This window comes from Paenibacillus sp. CAA11, assembly GCF_003060825.1.
Classification (GTDB): Bacteria; Bacillota; Bacilli; order Paenibacillales; family Paenibacillaceae; genus Fontibacillus.
This window is the reverse complement of record NZ_CP028922.1, coordinates 3,506,916-3,523,829: the sequence shown is the minus strand read 5'-3', so window position 1 is coordinate 3,523,829 and position 16,914 is coordinate 3,506,916. Positions and strand designations below refer to the sequence as shown.

Annotated in this window: 16 protein-coding genes; 13 read left to right on the top strand and 3 right to left on the bottom strand. The window is 48.9% G+C overall.

Annotated features, from left to right (window positions below):
• Positions 1-24: 24 nt before the first annotated feature.
• Entirely contained in the window at positions 25-672 is a 648-nt protein-coding gene (locus tag DCC85_RS16480) for a metal-dependent hydrolase (protein WP_108466560.1), read from the bottom strand.
• A 309-nt stretch (positions 673-981) separates the two neighbouring features.
• Between DCC85_RS16480 and DCC85_RS16475 the strand changes: the two genes are divergently transcribed.
• The 7 genes from DCC85_RS16475 (at position 982) to DCC85_RS16445 (ending at position 7,145) form a co-directional block, all read left to right on the top strand.
• Positions 982-1,980, top strand: coding sequence for a beta-ketoacyl-ACP synthase III (locus DCC85_RS16475; RefSeq protein ID WP_108466559.1), 999 nt, complete (start codon positions 982-984; stop codon positions 1,978-1,980).
• A 132-nt stretch (positions 1,981-2,112) separates the two neighbouring features.
• A complete protein-coding gene (locus tag DCC85_RS16470) occupies positions 2,113-3,114 on the top strand; it encodes an NAD-dependent epimerase/dehydratase family protein (RefSeq protein WP_108466558.1) in 1,002 nt (333 codons plus the stop codon).
• The gene (locus DCC85_RS16465; RefSeq protein WP_108466557.1) at positions 3,111-3,950 is read left to right on the top strand and encodes an MBL fold metallo-hydrolase; all 840 of its coding nucleotides are present in this window, start codon (positions 3,111-3,113) and stop codon (positions 3,948-3,950) included. Before DCC85_RS16470 ends, DCC85_RS16465 begins: the two co-directional genes overlap by 4 nt.
• Positions 3,951-3,955: 5 nt before the next feature.
• Positions 3,956-5,275, top strand: a complete 1,320-nt coding sequence (locus DCC85_RS16460) for a F390 synthetase-related protein (protein WP_108466556.1) — start codon at positions 3,956-3,958, stop codon at positions 5,273-5,275.
• Positions 5,276-5,424: 149 nt separating this feature from the next.
• Positions 5,425-6,057, top strand: a complete 633-nt coding sequence (gene hxlA, locus DCC85_RS16455; RefSeq protein ID WP_108466555.1) for a 3-hexulose-6-phosphate synthase — start codon at positions 5,425-5,427, stop codon at positions 6,055-6,057.
• An 11-nt stretch (positions 6,058-6,068) separates the two neighbouring features.
• Positions 6,069-6,623, top strand: a complete 555-nt coding sequence (gene hxlB / locus DCC85_RS16450) for a 6-phospho-3-hexuloisomerase (RefSeq protein WP_108466554.1) — start codon at positions 6,069-6,071, stop codon at positions 6,621-6,623.
• A gap of 153 nt (positions 6,624-6,776) precedes the next feature.
• The gene (locus DCC85_RS16445; protein WP_108466553.1) at positions 6,777-7,145 is read left to right on the top strand and encodes a winged helix-turn-helix transcriptional regulator; all 369 of its coding nucleotides are present in this window, start codon (positions 6,777-6,779) and stop codon (positions 7,143-7,145) included.
• A gap of 207 nt (positions 7,146-7,352) precedes the next feature.
• Here the strand turns inward: DCC85_RS16445 and DCC85_RS16440 are convergent, their stop codons facing one another.
• Together DCC85_RS16440 and DCC85_RS16435 are read right to left on the bottom strand one after the other, a co-directional pair.
• The gene (locus DCC85_RS16440; protein ID WP_108466552.1) at positions 7,353-7,748 is read right to left on the bottom strand and encodes a carboxymuconolactone decarboxylase family protein; all 396 of its coding nucleotides are present in this window, start codon (positions 7,746-7,748) and stop codon (positions 7,353-7,355) included.
• A gap of 6 nt (positions 7,749-7,754) precedes the next feature.
• On the bottom strand, positions 7,755-8,981 hold the full coding sequence (locus DCC85_RS16435) for an MFS transporter (protein WP_108466551.1): 1,227 nt from the start codon (positions 8,979-8,981) through the stop codon (positions 7,755-7,757).
• Between the two features lie 122 nt (positions 8,982-9,103).
• Here DCC85_RS16435 and DCC85_RS16430 point away from each other — a divergent pair, with 122 nt between their 5' ends.
• The 6 genes from DCC85_RS16430 (at position 9,104) to DCC85_RS16405 (ending at position 16,860) form a co-directional block, all read left to right on the top strand.
• Positions 9,104-9,940 carry a helix-turn-helix transcriptional regulator gene (locus DCC85_RS16430; protein ID WP_108466550.1) on the top strand — a complete coding sequence of 279 codons (837 nt, stop codon included), beginning with the start codon at positions 9,104-9,106 and terminating at the stop codon, positions 9,938-9,940.
• 294 nt (positions 9,941-10,234) lie between these two features.
• Positions 10,235-11,644 (top strand): sucrose-specific PTS transporter subunit IIBC, encoded by a 1,410-nt coding sequence (locus DCC85_RS16425; protein ID WP_108466549.1) that lies wholly within the window; start codon positions 10,235-10,237, stop codon positions 11,642-11,644.
• Positions 11,645-11,670: 26 nt separating this feature from the next.
• Positions 11,671-13,917 (top strand): beta-glucosidase BglX, encoded by a 2,247-nt coding sequence (bglX, locus tag DCC85_RS16420; RefSeq protein ID WP_108466548.1) that lies wholly within the window; start codon positions 11,671-11,673, stop codon positions 13,915-13,917.
• A gap of 2 nt (positions 13,918-13,919) precedes the next feature.
• Positions 13,920-15,293 (top strand): glycoside hydrolase family 32 protein, encoded by a 1,374-nt coding sequence (locus DCC85_RS16415; protein ID WP_108467924.1) that lies wholly within the window; start codon positions 13,920-13,922, stop codon positions 15,291-15,293.
• A 13-nt stretch (positions 15,294-15,306) separates the two neighbouring features.
• A complete protein-coding gene (locus DCC85_RS16410; protein WP_108466547.1) occupies positions 15,307-15,810 on the top strand; it encodes a PTS sugar transporter subunit IIA in 504 nt (167 codons plus the stop codon).
• Positions 15,811-16,041: 231 nt separating this feature from the next.
• Positions 16,042-16,860, top strand: coding sequence for a helix-turn-helix domain-containing protein (locus tag DCC85_RS16405; protein ID WP_108466546.1), 819 nt, complete (start codon positions 16,042-16,044; stop codon positions 16,858-16,860).
• The last annotated feature ends 54 nt before the right edge of the window (positions 16,861-16,914 follow it).

Here is a 16,914-nt window from a genome sequence, read left to right as displayed (position 1 = left end):
GAAATAAGGCCTTTGAAGGTGCTTTTAAAAAAACGGCAGCCGAAACGGCTTCTTCCAGATGGGATACAGCCACTTTACACCACTTGGTGTTAGGGTGTCCGCGATTAAATGAGATAAGTAGCCTGCCCCTGCGATCAGCCCCAAAGAAGGGACTTGAACCTGCTCTTCAAGCCCCCGTCCAATAAACCACCACAGGATTAACGCCCAAAGGGTATGGGTTAGTCCCCGATGCTTCAGCCAAGGTGCGCATACAGCGAACAGACCGAGACCGGCAAGCCAGGGCATGCCGTACGTTAAGCCTGCATAGATAAGCCCGCCTCCACAGAGGCTGACCAGCAGGTTGCGAAGCGTACCTTCCTGCAGGATCAGGCCTGGCAGAAGCGTTATCCCTGTAGCAGCTCCTAGTGCCGGGTCAATCACGCCATGAGCAGCATATTGATATGCCAGGAGAACAAGCAGCAGTATGCCGATTACCGGTAAGGAACGGTGCAGCCATTTCGATACCTTCCCGATCCGCGAGCTGAGCAGGCTGGGCCCATCCAAATCTGCGCTCAGAGCCGATACCGCTGAGGTAGCTATGTATATAGCAGCATGTTGAACACTGAACGGATAATAGACTGCGGCAGCTGTTCCGATAGCTACACCAAGGGTAAGGTGTGTGGATCCTTTCATGAAAACCTCCTCTGACAAATGCTCTAGCTGACTGTTAACACTAACAAACAATACTAAACCAAACGTATGTTTGCTTTTATATTATATACATGATTACTCCTTGCAGACAACCATGCCGTCAGAACCAAGCCGCACGGGAACGACCAGCAGGCTGAGGTTAGGTTCCTGGAACTAGGTGTAAAGGCACAGATGGGCTGATGCTGGACTTAGGAGGTTTGCGCTGTTTTTATTGTCGAATCTTCCTATGAATGGACGAATCAAGTACAATATTTCTAAGTGGAAAAAAATAGATAGATTTCTAGGGGGCTCATGGATATGAGACGAATTCGCATAATAGGAACGGGGAAGTACCTACCTGCTAAAGAGGTAACTTCGGAAGATTTAGATATAATTACAGGGAAGTCGCCGGGCTGGGTATACAAGAAATCCGGTGTAAAAGTCAGACATTATGCCGAAGAGGAAACAGTATCCCAGATGGGTGCTAAAGCGGCCATGGCCGCACTTGAGCATGCGGGACTCAGCTTGTCCGATGTGGACTGCATGATCTGTGCCAGCTCGATTCCGGAGCAGCCTATTCCTTGTACGGCTTCTATCATTCAGAATGAAATGGGGTATGGGGATTCCGGGATTCCTTGCTTTGACGTAAACTCTACTTGTCTGTCTTTCGTCGCTGCGCTGGATCTGATCTCCTATCTGGTTGATGCTGGACGATACCGCCGCGTCCTGATTGTTGCTACCGAGAAGGCCTCGATCGGTCTGAACTATAAAGATGCCGAGAGCTCTATTCTGTTCGGGGATGGCGCCGCTGCTGTCATTGTCGGCACTTCTGCAGAGAATGAAAGCGCAGGTATTCTAGCTTCCCGCATGGAGACTTATGGTTCGGGGAAAGCCTTGTCCGAAGTCCGCGGAGGCGGCTCTAAATTCCCCCCACGGCATTATTCGCCGGCGACAGATGCGGAATATTTGTTCGATATGCGGGGAGAGGCTATTTTTAAGAAAACGTCCAAATTACTGCCGGATTTTCTCTCCCGCCTGTTTGGAGAGGCAGAGATGAGGATGACCGATCTTGATCTGGTGATTCCTCATCAGGGCAGCGCCATGGCGATGCGCTTATTGCAGAAGAAGCTGGGCATTACTGACCGGCAAATGATGAACATCATTGAGAATCACGGTAATACAATCGCAGCTTCCATTCCGATGGGACTGCACGAGGCAGTACAGGGGGGAAGACTGAAGCGGGGGGATCGCTTTGCGCTGATCGGTATTTCGGCCGGTGTCTCCTTGGGCGGAATGATCATGGAGTACTAATGATTAATTTATATTCGGATATATGTAGAATGAACTAAAGAAATGAACGTTATAGAACAGTATTAGGCCGTGATAACAGAAAATTCAATGTAAAACTTTAGTTCAATCTATATAGAATGGAATGGTTGATGTATGAAAGTGCTTGTTACGGGAGCCACAGGATTCCTGGGGAAAAATTTGATCGGTCGGCTGCTGCGCGAAGGGCATGAGGTGACCGGAATGGGGCGCAGCAAGGTGGAAGGCGAGCGGCTGCAGCAGCAAGGGGCAAGATTCTTGCAGCAGGACCTTGGAGATGAGCTGGCTGCCGAAGCCTGTCAGGGTCAGGATGCCGTCATTCATTGCGGAGCGCTGTCGTCTCCTTGGGGGGACTACCGGGATTTCTACCGTACCAATGTGCTGGGAACACGGCATATGGTACAAGGGGCTCTGAAGCATGGCGTGGGCCGCTTGATTAACGTATCAACGCCTTCGATATACTTTGAATTTCGTGATCGGCTGGATATTCGAGAGGATGCGAAGCTGCCTCCAAGAGCTGTCAATGCCTATGCGGCTACGAAGCTGCTGGCTGAGCAGGAAGCGGACGCCGGGGCGGCAGCTGGCCTGCCGGTGCTGACCATTCGGCCAAGGGGGCTATTCGGGCCGGGAGATACGGCGATATTTCCCCGCCTGCTCCGGGCCAACGAGAAGGGCTTTGTCCCGCTGTTCCATCAGGGGCGGGCCGTGTTGGATGTGACTTATATTGATAATGTGACCGAAGCGCTGATGTGCTGCCTTGCGGCACCGTCCGCAGCCTTCGGGCATAAATTCAACATTACGAACGGGGAGCCGGTGATGCTGTTTGGTCTGCTGGAGCAGCTGTTCAAGCAGCTCGGAATGCCATTCCGGTACCGGCGTCTCCCTTATTCGGCGGTGCAGGGGCTGGCGTTCATCCTCGAGACAGCGTCCCGGCTGGGTGGAGGCCGCAAGGAGCCGCTGCTTACCCGTTACACGGCCGGGCTTCTGGCGTTCAGCCAGACGTTGAACATCGACAAGGCCAGAGCAATGCTTGGCTATCGTCCGATCGTAAGCCTGGATGAAGGCATTATACGGTTCTGTAATTGGTGGGAAGAGACCGGGAAGGAGGGGCAACGATGAAGGTTACTTTGTTCAGCACAGGTTATTGTAAGCAGCGTGAGGCCTTGTCGATTTCTGGCGGCAGCTGGCGTTCGATTCGGTTCCACGCCATTATTGCTTTGATCGAGCATCCGCAGCTCGGCCCCATTCTGTTCGACACTGGCTACTCTCCTGCCTTTAATGAAGCTACGCGAAGCTTTCCGTATAATTTGTACCGCAAGGTTACTCCCGTACATATGGATGGATTCCTGACCGCAGCAGAGCATGTAAGACAGGCTGGTTATAAGCCTGAAGAGATCCGGTTCGTGTTTTTGTCTCATTTCCATGCTGACCATATTTGCGGACTGTCGGATTTTACCGGGGCTCAGTTCATCTGCTCCTATGACGCATATACATCGCTGGAGTCTCTGCGGGGAGTACGTGCCGTCAAGCGAGCGTTCCTCCCGGCCCTCTTACCTGGAGATTTTAAGGAACGGGCGGTATGGCTGGAGGATCTTCCTAAGCTAGCACTGCCTGCGCAATTCGCCCCTTTCACAGAAGCCTATGATGTATTTGGCGATGGGGAGCTTGCAGCCGTAGCGCTGCCAGGGCATGCTGATCCGCAGTACGGGCTTATCATAGGCCCCAACCTGAAATCCCCGGTCTTTCTTGGGGCGGATGCAAGCTGGTCGCTTCAGGCGGTTCTAGAGAATCGGCTGCCGCATCCGTTGGCGTTCTTTATTTTTGACCACAGCTCCAAATATAAACAGACATTTGAGCGGCTGCATGAGTTGAAGCAGCGTGAGCCGGGGCTGAATCTGCTCTTCACTCACGGCGAAGAATCGCTTGCGCTGTGCGGCAAGGCCATGGAGGTCTAAGGATTATGAAGCTTGGAGTTTTACTCAAACATTATGGACTTGCGAAATACCGGGAGAGACACTGGAAGAGCCGGGAGCAGCTGGAGCAGTGGCAGCACCGTCGTGTGGTGTCCTTTCTGAAGCAGCTCAAGGGCAAATCAAGGCTCTATTCGGAGTATCTGGAGACTCTTGATCCTGAGGACTGGCGCGAATGGCCAACATTGGATAAGAACCTGATGATGGATAGATTCGATGATCTCAATACCGTGGGAGTTACGAAGGAGGAAGCCTTCGAGGTGGCTCTACGCGCGGAGAGGGAGCGGGATTTCTCTCCACAGCTCGGCTCGGTGACGGTCGGCTTATCCTCCGGGACCTCGGGCAACCGCGGCATATTTCTTGTTAGTGAGGAGGAAAGGGCGGCTTGGGCGGGTACGGTGCTGGCGAAAGCACTGCCTGGCTCGCTGCTTGCAAAGCATCGGGTAGCTTTCTTTCTTCGAGCAGACAGCAACTTGTATCAGAGCGTGAAGTCAAAGCGGATCACCTTTCGTTTCTTCGATATGATCCGTCCACTGGAGGAGCATATCGAGCAGCTGAATGAGCTGCTTCCGTCCATTCTGGTTGGCCCTCCGTCCATGCTCAGGCTGCTGGCAGAGGCTAAGCGGGATGGCCGGCTTGCTGCGGCTCCCGAGCGCATCATCTCAGTGGCTGAGGTACTTGAGGAGCTGGATCGCCGCTTTGTGGAGAACATATTCGGCACGAAGCTTCACCAGATTTATCAGTGTACGGAAGGCTTTCTGGCCTTCACCTGTTCGCATGGCACCCTCCATCTGAACGAAGATATTCTGGTCATTCAAAAGGATTATTTGGATGAGGCTGCGGGCTTGTTCTCGCCTGTGATTACCGATTTCTCCAGGCAGGCGCAGCCCATTGTGCGCTACAGGCTGAATGATTTGCTCACCGAGCGGCCGGAACCTTGCCCTTGCGGCTGTGTGTTTACAGCCATCTCGTCCATTGGGGGCAGAACGGATGATGTATTCTACGGGCGAGTGCTTGGAAGCGAGGAGCAGACTGCCCCGATCTTCCCGGATTTCATTCGCCGTGCCGTGATGCTGGCTTCGCCGCAGATTTTAGAATACCGTATTGTCCAGCATTCGCAGACACAGGTTGAGGCAGCAATTCGGGCCTCTGTTCCGCTGGAAGATATTCAAGGGGCGCTGGAGACTGAGCTAATCAGCGCCTTTACTTCGCAAGGCTGCTGTCCGCCGGATGTTCGTTTTGTCCCTTATAGCTTCGTGGCGGGCCCAGTGAAGCTGAGAAGAATTGAGCGCCGATTCGCCAAGAAATAATTAATTCTCTTCTCTGATGAGGCCTTTAGTATGGTCCAGGTAACTACCTTACTTCAAAGTGCGTACTTCCTTTTTGTAAGCGACGACTTTAGAATGTGGGGGTACCCTAAAGGAGCATAATAAAGGGTAAAAAGGAGAGGATGATTCAAATGGAACTGCAATTGGCACTCGATCTTGTAAATATTCCGGAAGCGAAGGCTCTGGTAGCTGAAGTAGCTGATTATATCGATATCGTAGAAATAGGTACTCCCGTCGTTATTAATGAAGGGCTCAGAGCCGTAAAAGAGATCAAGGAAGCTTTTCCGAATCTAAAGGTGCTTGCAGATCTGAAAATTATGGATGCCGGCGGTTATGAAATCATGAAGGCGGCAGAAGCAGGCGCTGATATTATTACGGTGCTCGGAGCCACCGATGATTCGACCATTAAGGGCGCTGTTGCTGAAGCCAAGAAGCAGAACAAAGCGATTCTGGTGGATATGATTAACGTGAAGGATATTGAGACACGTGCCAAAGAAATCGACGCACTCGGCGTAGATTACATCTGCGTCCATACCGGATATGATCTTCAGGCAGAAGGCAAAAATTCCTTCGAAGAGCTGGAAATTATCAAAGGCGTAGTGAAGAATGCCAAGACGGCGATTGCTGGCGGCATCAAGCTGAATACGCTGCCGGAGGCGATTAAGGCAAGTCCTGATCTTGTTATCGTTGGCGGCGGAATTACCGGGGCTGAGGACAAGCGGCAGACGGCTGCTGAAATTCAGAAGCTGGTCAAGCAGGCTTAAGGCAGCGCTGTATGGAAATCGCGAGATATACAGCTCGGATCTTAGAAGAGCTTGAACAGACCTTAACCCAGGTCTCTGAAGCGGATGCGGAGGGGCTGGTGCAAGCCATTCTCAGCGCCGATCAAGTCTTTACGGCCGGTGCCGGTCGCTCGGGGCTCATGATGAAGGCCTTCGCGATGCGGCTGATGCAGATGGGGATCCATGCTTATGTGGTGGGCGAGACGGTTACGCCTTCGCTCGGCAATCAAGATCTGTTGATCCTTGGCTCCGGTTCGGGAGAGACGAAAGGGCTTGTGGCTATGGCTGAGAAAGCGAAGGCCCTGGGAGGAGAGCTGGCTCTCCTGACTATTGTTCCTGAGTCAACATTGGCCGGACTGGCGGACAAGCTGGTGGTGCTTGAGGCAGCCACGAAGGATCAAAGTGGGGGATCAGCTTCCCTCCAGCCGATGGCTTCGCGGTTTGAGCAGAGCATGCTCTTGATGCTGGATGCCATTATCTTACGCCTGATGGAGATTAAAGGGCTGGGGACACAAATGATGTATGGAAGACATGCCAATTTAGAATAGGTGTACAGGAGAGAGAGCTGCCTTATAACTATGAGGTCAGGTCTCTTTTCTTATGATATAAAGTCACTTCGTTCGTACGGGATATTCCATAGTATCTTTGTAACCCCTTGATATACAATGTATACTATAGGAGCAAAAAGGAGGGATTGTCCCATGGCAAACGATGTGAAAGAACGTATTGATCTAAAGACCATCAACTGTGAGAAGGAGCTGACGCTGGCTGTCATCGGCGGTAAATGGAAGCTCATTATCTTATGGCATTTGGGGAAGGAAGGCACCAAGCGCTTTGGTGAGCTGAAGCAGTTGATTCCGCATATTACCCAGAAAATGCTGACAAACCAGCTGCGCGAGCTTGAAGAGGACCTGCTGGTTCACCGTGAAGTATACGCTCAGGTTCCGCCCAAGGTAGAATACTCCCTGACGGATTACGGCAAGAGCCTGATGCCTGTGCTAGAACTTATGTATGATTGGGGAAAGCATTACGGTGAGAAGGTGGTCTGGAAGGAGGAGAAGCTGAGCTAGCCTTGATACTCCGCATGGTTATGCCGACAGGAATATGGCCGGTCAGGATTTGTTCCCATAACGCGCTTCATATACGGATTTCTCCTGTTGAAGCTTGTGAATATAATCCTGCTTGTCATGTTCCGACCCATGTTCATTGCATTCCCCTTCGGAGAAGGAACTTAGTACAAGCTTCGCTTCCTCTACCTTTCCAGTTTAATGATTAGGTTATTTTGATTTTTTTCTTCTTTCTTCAAACACTTCTGTTGCGATGGTGAGTATCGTGTTTAACCCCGCCGGAAATCCCGCGTAGATGATCATTTGCATCATGCATTCGACGATCTCCTCTTCGGTCCATCCTACATTTAACGCGCCATTGATATAAAATTTCAGCTGCTGCGTATTTCCCATGGCTGTAAGACCAGCCACGGCGGCAAGAAGGCGCGATTTCAAATCCAAGCCGGGACGGGAAAAAATTTGCCCATAGTTAAATTCCACAGCCAGTCTTCCCAGATCGGGTGCTACGGAATCCTGAAAGCTGTCCACAATGGCCTTATAATTTTCACCATCAATTTTAGATAAAACTTCCATTCCTTTTTTGTAGTTTTCATCAACAAATGCCATTCTAGATTACATCCCTTTCTTCATGAACTTATCGTTTGCGGCTGTTCCCGCTGTTTTTTTGTTTCCCAGAGCAGCGCTCATCCCGGTTGCAATCATGACCATGCCGCAAATGCAAACACCTGTCCAGTGCCACTGGGTCCATGCCCATACCCCTAAATAGGATCCCAATGCTCCCCCCAAGAAGGTGCAAACCATATACAGCCCGTTCAATCGACTTCGCGCGGAAGCGGCGGAGAGGCTGAAAATGTTGGCTTGACAGGCCACTTGGTTCGCCTGTGTTCCGACTGTCAACAAAAAGGCGGCCAAGATTAAAGCCGATAGCCGGTGTCCAGCTGTCACGGCGATCAGAAAGGAGATCATAGCCGCAAGCATACACATTTTGTTGGCGAAAGAAGCACCCTTCCTATCTATGACCCTTCCGATTGTAGGTGTAGCGATCGTGCCACCGATTCCTACCAGACCGACCAGACCGACAACAGCGCTGTTATAGGAGTAAGGGGGCGCTTGCAACATGAATCCAATGGTCGTAAAAAATAAGCTAAATGATCCAAAAATCATTCCCTGACTTAAACAAGAACGCCGAAGTACGCCTTCTTTCATAAACAGAGGCCCCAAAGAAAGAAGAAGTTTGCGATAAGGTAATGAGGCCGTTCCTTTGCTTACGGGAAAGCGAATCCGAATCAGTAGGGCAAGCAGAAGCATACATCCGAACGAAATCCAGTACATACTTCTCCATCCCCATAAGCTATCCACCAGGCCGCTGACAAGTCTGGCTCCCAGTATGCCGCAGACCAGTCCGATGGCTACCGTCCCCAGTACTTTTCCGCGCCTGCGTTCATCCGCCATCCCTGCTGCCAAGGGTACGATAATTTGCGGAATTACCGTGGTTAAGCCAAGACAAAAGTTACTGATGATCAACCATGTAATCGAACCGGAGAGAGCCGCTGATACCAGTGACAGGCATGTCATACACAGCAAGGCAAGAACTAGCCGGCGCCTTTCGAAAATGTCCCCAAGCGGTACGATGATAACGTTCCCTAGGGCATAACCAACCTGAGTGAGTGTTGTCACGATTCCCACCGCAGCTTCAGTCACCCCGAATGTTCCGGCTATATCGACCAGAAGGGTCTGGTTCAAATAGACGTTCGCTACGGTAAACCCACAGGCTGCCGCCATAAGTGCAATCAGACCTTGTGTAAGCCCGGGACTAACGTTACTCTGCAATACAATCATTCCTTTGTCTTTAAATTGGAGAGTTGCTACAGTGGTAAGATTAATGTAGGATGCAATACTATGAATAGAATCGTATTTATCATAGTATTAAAAGTAATGGTTTTAACGAAGGGAAGTTGATCATGAGCGACCAGGAAGAGAAACGCAGGGAGTTAGGAAAATTTTTAAAATCAAGACGTTCCAGACTTACTCCTGAACAATTCGGATTACCTGTAGGGCCGCGGAGGAAAGTCCAAGGCCTGCGCAGAGAAGAGTTGGCCCAGATTGCAGGCATCGGTCTTACCTGGTATACATGGCTGGAGCAAGGCAAAAATATACAAGTTTCTACCCAGGTACTTGAATGTCTCGTAACCGTCATGCAGCTTAATACCGAGGAGAGGAATCATCTGTACAATCTAGCTCTCGGGCAGCTACCAGTAGAACAAACGGCTTCGATCGAGGAAAGCCTTATTCCGATCGTACAAAACTTCATGAATGAATATGAGAGATGTCCGGCTTATGTTACAGATCAGCGGTGGGATATATTACTTTGGAATAAAGCGGGCGAGCGGGTCTTTGGGGATTTTGAAAAGATGGATAAAAAAGAGAGAAACGCAATTTGGCGGTGCTTTGCTTCGACCGATTACCGGAATCTAATAGGGGATTGGGAAAACCACGCAAAACGGCTATTGGCACAATTCCGGTCAACAAGCACTCCTTTTGTAGGGGAAAGCTGGTTTAAGGATCTGGTCGCAGAGTTAATGGAGATCAGCCCTGAATTCAGGCAATGGTGGCCGAGCTATGATATTTCGGGTACACCAATCGGTAAGAAAATGATCAATCATCCGCGTGTTGGAACCATGGTTATGGAACATATCACTTTTCGAGTTTACGATGCCCCCGAACTAAAGCTAACTGTTTATCGCCCTCTTGAAGAGAATGATACTGTACAGAAAATGATCCGATTACTGAACGAATAGGAGGCTGCCGGCATTGGCCGGAGCCCCAACCTATTAAGCCATCTGTTCCGCGCACTATAGTGATTGCTTAAGCATAAGGTTAGCGACTCGCTGTGATTAGGGGAAGTAGCAGTCCCCCTTAATGTTAGCGGGCATTTTTTTGCAATTTTTGTTATTCCGAGCATTTTATTCAGAAAGTGGTGCAAAGAGATCAAAATTTGCCCTTAATCACGTAAAATAATACCGCTGTTTGAAAGCGCCATCTTGGTATGCTTATAAGCAGGAAAATACTTGTTAAGCGAAAGGAAGAGGCTGATGGGTCCTGAAAAGGAATATCAAAAAATTGCCCAGGATGTTATTAAAGGGCTGGGTGGAAAAGACAATATCATTTCGATGGCACATTGCGCCACACGTCTCAGATTGATTGTAAAGGATCGGGACATTATTGATGATGAATTTATTGAGAGCGTAGACAAAGCCAAAGGCGTGTTTTTTACCTCTGGACAATATCAAATTATTTTTGGAACCGGTATCGTCAATAGAGTCTATGATGCGATGGTCGCTGAGGATGTCTCTTCGACATCAAAGGCAGATTTGAAAGAAAAGGCCTCCGAGCAAGATGATAATTTCCTCAAACGAATGATTCGGGTGTTCGGTGACATATTCGTACCCATTATTCCCGCATTGGTAGCAACTGGATTATTCATGGGTCTCAGAGGCTTGATTACTCAGCCGCATATTCTTGGATGGTTCGGACTTACTCCGGACAGCATTTCTGCTAATTTCTTAATGTTCACTCAAATTTTGACCGATACTGCTTTTGGTTTCCTGCCTGTCCTGGTATGCTGGTCGACCTTCCGGGTATTTGGCGGATCACCGCTGCTCGGGATTCTGATCGGCTTAATGCTAGTCAGTCCTTCCCTGCCAACCTCCTGGGATGTTGCCCAGAAAGCTCAGGACCCGCTGATGTTTCTCGGATTTATTAAAGTAGCCGGCTATCAGGGATCGGTGCTGCCTGCGTTTATTATCGGTATAGTCGGAGCCTTGCTGGAGAAAAGGATTCGGAAAATCGTTCCCGCTGCGCTCGATCTAATTTTGACGCCGTTCCTGACTTTGCTGGTCTCCTTAGTGCTTGGACTATTCGTAATCGGCCCTGTGTTCCATGAGGTTGAGGTTCTAATCTTGGAAGCAGTCACATGGATTCTGAAGCTGCCGTTCGGAATTGGCGGATTCATCTATGGAGGTATTAACCAAATTATTGTTGTAACTGGGCTGCATCATGCCTTGAACTTAATTGAAATTCAAATGCTGAGTGATACCGGATGGAATATGGTCAATGCGATCAGTTCCGGTTCAATCGCTGCACAAGCAGGAGCTGCACTGGCTGTAGGTCTGAAGGCTAAAAGTCTTAAAACCAAGTCCATTGCCTATCCTTCTTCTCTGTCTGCGCTGCTCGGTATTACGGAACCGGCCGTTTTCGGCGTAAATATTCGTTACGGCAAGCCGTTTCTAATGGCCTTGATCGGTGGTGCGATCGCCGGATTCATTGCTCGGATTTTTGATGTTCAGGCAACAGGTATGTCGATTACAGTCATTCCGGGTATGCTGCTGTATCTGAACTCGCAGATTATTCCATACATTGCAGTCTGCGCTATCGGATTTGGGGTAGCATTCGCGCTCACCTGGTTGTTTGGTTTCAAAGAAAAAGCTGCTAATTCTAAATAAATAATAAATAACAGGTGGAGAGAACCATGCATATCAATTTGCTGCTTGAGAAGTTGGACAGCCTTACTGTTGAAGAAAAAATTGGTCAGCTGGTTCAGTTGACCGGTGATTTTTTTGAAAAAGATCTGGATACGGTGGTCACGGGACCGCTGAAAAAACTTGGACTTCATTCTGATTATAATGTGTATAACACGGGTTCCATCCTCAACGTGACGGATCCAAAGAGAATTATCCGGCTGCAAACGGATTATCTGGAACAATCCAATCATAAAGTACCACTGCTGTTCATGGCGGACATCATCTACGGGTACCGAACGATCTTCCCGATCCCGCTTGCACAGGCATGTAGCTGGAACTTTAAAGAGATTGAGCAGGCGGCTTCAATTTCGGCCCGTGAATGTTATGACGAAGGCATACATGTTACCTTCTCCCCTATGGTGGATATCGTTAGAGATCCCCGCTGGGGCCGGGTGATGGAATCCCCCGGAGAGGATACACTGCTGGCCAAGAAATATGCGGAAAGCACAGTACATGGGCTCCAGGGCAAGCAGCCGGGAAGCGTTCCCCAAGATAAAATCGCTGCTTGTGTCAAGCACTTTGCCGCCTACGGAGCGCCTGTAGCCGGACGGGAATATAACGCCGTGGACATGTCGGAGCATATGCTGCGTGAATATTATTTACCGGGTTATCAAGCTGCAATTGATGCTGGGGCCAAGCTTGTTATGACGGCTTTTAATACGCTGAATGGCATTCCCGCTACAGGTAACGAATGGCTGAATCGGGATCTCCTCAGACAGGAGATGAAATTTGATGGGGTTTTGATCTCTGATTACGCTGCTGTTGAAGAATTAATCATGCATGGTTACGCAGAAGACGCAGCGACTGCCGCTAAGCTGGCCTTGATGGCAGGTGTTGACATTGATATGAAGACAGCTGTGTATGCCAACCAACTGGAAAGCGTGATATCTGGTAACGAGCACTTGGAACAGCTCCTGAATGACGCCGTGTACCGAGTTCTAAAGCTGAAGAACGATCTGGGATTGTTTGAAGATCCGTTCCGCGGTTTAAAAGCTACTCTTCAGCAGGGAACCCGCATTTTGTCAGATGAGCATAAGACGGCTGCACGGTCCCTGGCAGAGCAGTCCATCGTTCTGCTGAAGAATGAACAGGATCTGCTGCCGTTATCGAAGAAAACCAAGATCTCTTTGATTGGTCCATACGCAGAGGAACACTCCACACTCGGTATGTGGGCAATCAAGGGAGACGAAGCGGACACGGTAACTTTGAAAGAGGGGCTGTTAAAGCATATAGATTCAGACCAAATGTCTGTATGCAGAGGCGCGCACCTGCTGCCTGATCATGCGCGGGAACCCCTCGGGAAGTATGTGGACAAGCTGCCTGTTGAAACGGTCAATGAGGACATTCTGTTACAGGAAGCAATCCGTCATGCTAACGAATCGGATGTTGTGGTTCTGGCCTTGGGAGAAAGCATCTATCAGAGCGGTGAGGGCGGTTCACGCACGAATCCAACACTGCCGGAGACGCAAGCGAAGCTGCTCCATGAATTGAGCCAATTGGGTAAAAAGCTTGTTGTGATCGTATATAGCGGACGTCCTTTAATTCTTACAGAGGTTGCGAAACAAGCCGACGCCCTCATTCAGGCCTGGTATCCGGGAACGATGGGCGGGGAAGCGCTGGCGAATATCCTTTACGGTACGGTTAATCCGTCCGGTAAGCTGGCAATGACCTTTCCGCGCAGTGTTGGACAAATTCCGGTCTATTACAATGAGCTCAATTCTGGACGGCCAAACTTGCCGGAAAACGGCGCTTACCGGTTTGCATCCAGGTATATAGATGAAGCAAACGAACCGCTGTACCCGTTCGGGTATGGAAAGTCTTACACTACATTCGATTGCAGCTTGCTTTCCGTCAGTCGGAAGGAAATCGGCCCGGATGAGTCTGTGGATATCGAAGTATCCGTGTCTAATACAGGAAGGTTCGACGGAAAAGAAACGATCCAGCTGTACATCCGCGATCGGTTTGCGAGCGTGACGAGGCCGGTAAAGGTGTTGACCGATTTCCGGCAGATCTTCTTGCGGAGCGGCGAAACGGGAACAGTACAATTTTCCATTCGTGAAGATATGCTCAGATTCTATGGAAGCAGTATGAAATACCAGAGCGAGCTGGGTGACTTTGAAGTTTATATTGGCACAAGTTCACAGGAAACTCCGCTTCATTTCAGCTTCTCCTTACGGTCGGAGGAACAATCATGATCATGAGCAAAAGTGAAGCTTATCAGCTGAAGTATCATATTACTCCGCCGCAGGGTCTGCTGAATGACCCAAATGGGCTGGCCTACTTTCAAGACCAATATCATGTATTCTATCAATGGAATCCCTATGGCACAGAACACAAAAACAAAAGCTGGGGGCATGTTGTGTCGAGTGATCTGGTAAACTGGCGGAGGAAAAAAGCTGCGCTGGTACCTTCGGAACCGTACGACAAAGACGGTATCTATTCCGGCGGGAGCATCGTTCATGACGGGAAGCTGTACCTGTTCTATACTGGCAATGTGATCCGGGACGATGGAAGCAGAGAAAGCTATCAATGCGCGGCGGTTTCTGAAGATGGAGAGCAGTTCCGAAAGCTTGGTCCGTTGTTCGAACATCCTCCCGGCTACACGAGACATGTCCGCGATCCGAAAGTATGGCAGGACAGTGAGGGGAACTGGTGGCTGATCGTAGGCGCACAGCGGGAAGATCTTACGGGAGATGCGCTTGTCTACAAGTCTGAAGACTTGATCAACTGGTCGTGGGAGGGATCCTTCCTTGAACAGGAGCATTCCTTTGGGTATATGTGGGAATGCCCGGATGTGATGCGGTTTCCGGAAAATGATGTCTTTGTATTTTCTCCTCAAGGGTTGCCGGAGGAAGGCGACAAATATAGAAATCCGAATCAATCAGGTTATATAGTGGGCCGCATTTCAGAGACCGGACAATTTCTTGGCGAGCTGTCCGGATTCAACGAACTCGATCGGGGATTTGATTTTTATGCTCCTCAATCATTCAAGATTAACAATCGAATCATCATGTTCGGATGGATGAGCGCTATGACTGAAGAATCAGAACAAGCCGTTCCAACGATCCGGGAAGGCTGGGTTCATACACTAACCCTTCCCAGAGAAATGGTTCTGAAAGATGGTGTGCTGCATCAGCAACCGTTACGTGAGCTGCAACTGTTAAGACAAGATGGAGTGCATGGAGAAATTCACAGCAGAGGTCAATGGACCCTGCCTTCCCTGGCAGCGGAAGTTGTCATGAGGTTTAACAATCAATCGGCAAGCTTCCGAATTGTAATCAGAAACGCCGTTCTAGTTGACTTTGATCATGAGCAGAACAGCCTGACAGTATGGAGAACCAACTGGTTAACGAACCAGAAGGAACACCGCAGAGTTGTGCTCCGTCATCCACTTGCAGAATTGCAAATGTTTATGGAAAGTTCCAGTATAGAGCTTTTTGTGAATCAAGGGGAGGAAGTGTTCTCTTTGCGATATTTCTTGGAGGATACCACTGAGCGAAGCATGCGCTTTGAGTCTGACAGCAGTGAAGTAGTCTTTAGCATGTATCCATTGCAAAGAAGTATAGATTAGGGAGGGGATTCGGATGTTCCAATGGGGAAAAAACAAAAAGGCATTAGATTCACTGGAGATTACAGCTCCAATTCCTGGGAGAGTGGTAGAGCTAACACAAGTGCCTGATCCCGCGTTTGCCGGAGGTCATATGGGCGAAGGCGTGGCTATAGAACCTACGGAAGGTAAGGTATACGCTCCATTTGACGGAAAAATTGCTTATATTATAGATAAAAGCAATCACGCCGTCATTATTGAGCACAAAAGTGGCATCCAGGTTCTGATTCATGTTGGCATCGAAACGGTGTCACTAAAAGGAGAGGGGTTCACAGCGCATGTGAGTACCGGTTCCAAGGTAAGAGAGGGACAATTGCTGCTCGAGTTCAATATCGACACTATCAAGGCAGCGGGCCTGTCAGTGATTAGCCCAGTAATTGTTCCGGATGGGCTGGAATCTGGTGGACGTGTAGAGATACATAACAGTCAGAAACCCAGCGGTTCTAAGGAGCCAATCATGACGGTGCATTTACAGTCATAATCAGATAGTGCTTGTACTATAGAGGCTTTCCTTGGAATGTACAAGCCATTCAGAGAAGGCAGTGATCCGCTTATGCAGAAAGCTGCCTTCTTTTTTGTTGTTCCTTCATTTTAATACGATGTTGCTTGATTACGCATTTTGCTATAGATATAGTAATAGATAAAGAAACAGGGTATAGTTTCAAGGAAACACGCAGGTTCATTGTTCATGGCTTGTTAACGGGGTGTTAAAATGAAAAAGATGTATGAACATATTGAAATAGATCGAAAAAAACTGATAAACCTTTTTATTTTTCAAGCCAGCAATACAGAGAGAGTTATTCCGATGCATTTTCACAGCAATATGGAGCTGATTTACTGTATTAGCGGAAGCCTGCGAGTATGGCATGAAGGGAAAGTAACCACTTTGACGGATCAGGATTTGTTGTTCATTAACAGCAATGTCCCTCACTCGACTCAAAGTCTTACGGAGAACCGTGTGCTTGTGCTGCATTTTTCGGAATCCTTTTTTGCCGGCGAACAGATTATCATTCAGTTGAACACATCTGAAGGACAGCTGGAAGAGTCGATCCTCTCCAACCTGAGAGCGTTGCTAATGGAAATATATAACCTGCAAATATCTACAGGAACCTATGACTATATTCTGGCCCAGAGCCGGGTCATTGAGCTCAAATATTGGTTGGTGCAACATTTTGGCCAGATAGCCGAGATTACATCCGCTACCAGCAGTGCCAAACAGCAAAAAATTCAAGATATTTTGGATTTTATAAAAGAGCACTATACTGAAAATATTAGCTTGGCTGAAACAGCTCGCACATGCGGTTATTCCAAGGCTTATTTGTCCCGGATGTTTCATGAATACACTGGCCAGACATTTATGGAATACAAGCAGATCCTTTGCCTGGAAAAGGCGATCGAGCTGCTGGATACAACGAACAAATCGCTTACTGAGATTTCCTATGAGACCGGGTTCCCTAACGTGAAGTCCTTTAGAAAAGCATTTAAGGAAGTCATGGGGAAAACGCCCTATGAATACAAAAAGTCCAACTGAATAGCTGACTGATTACCGAATAAGCCTCCATGACAGATTCACCGATACAGAATT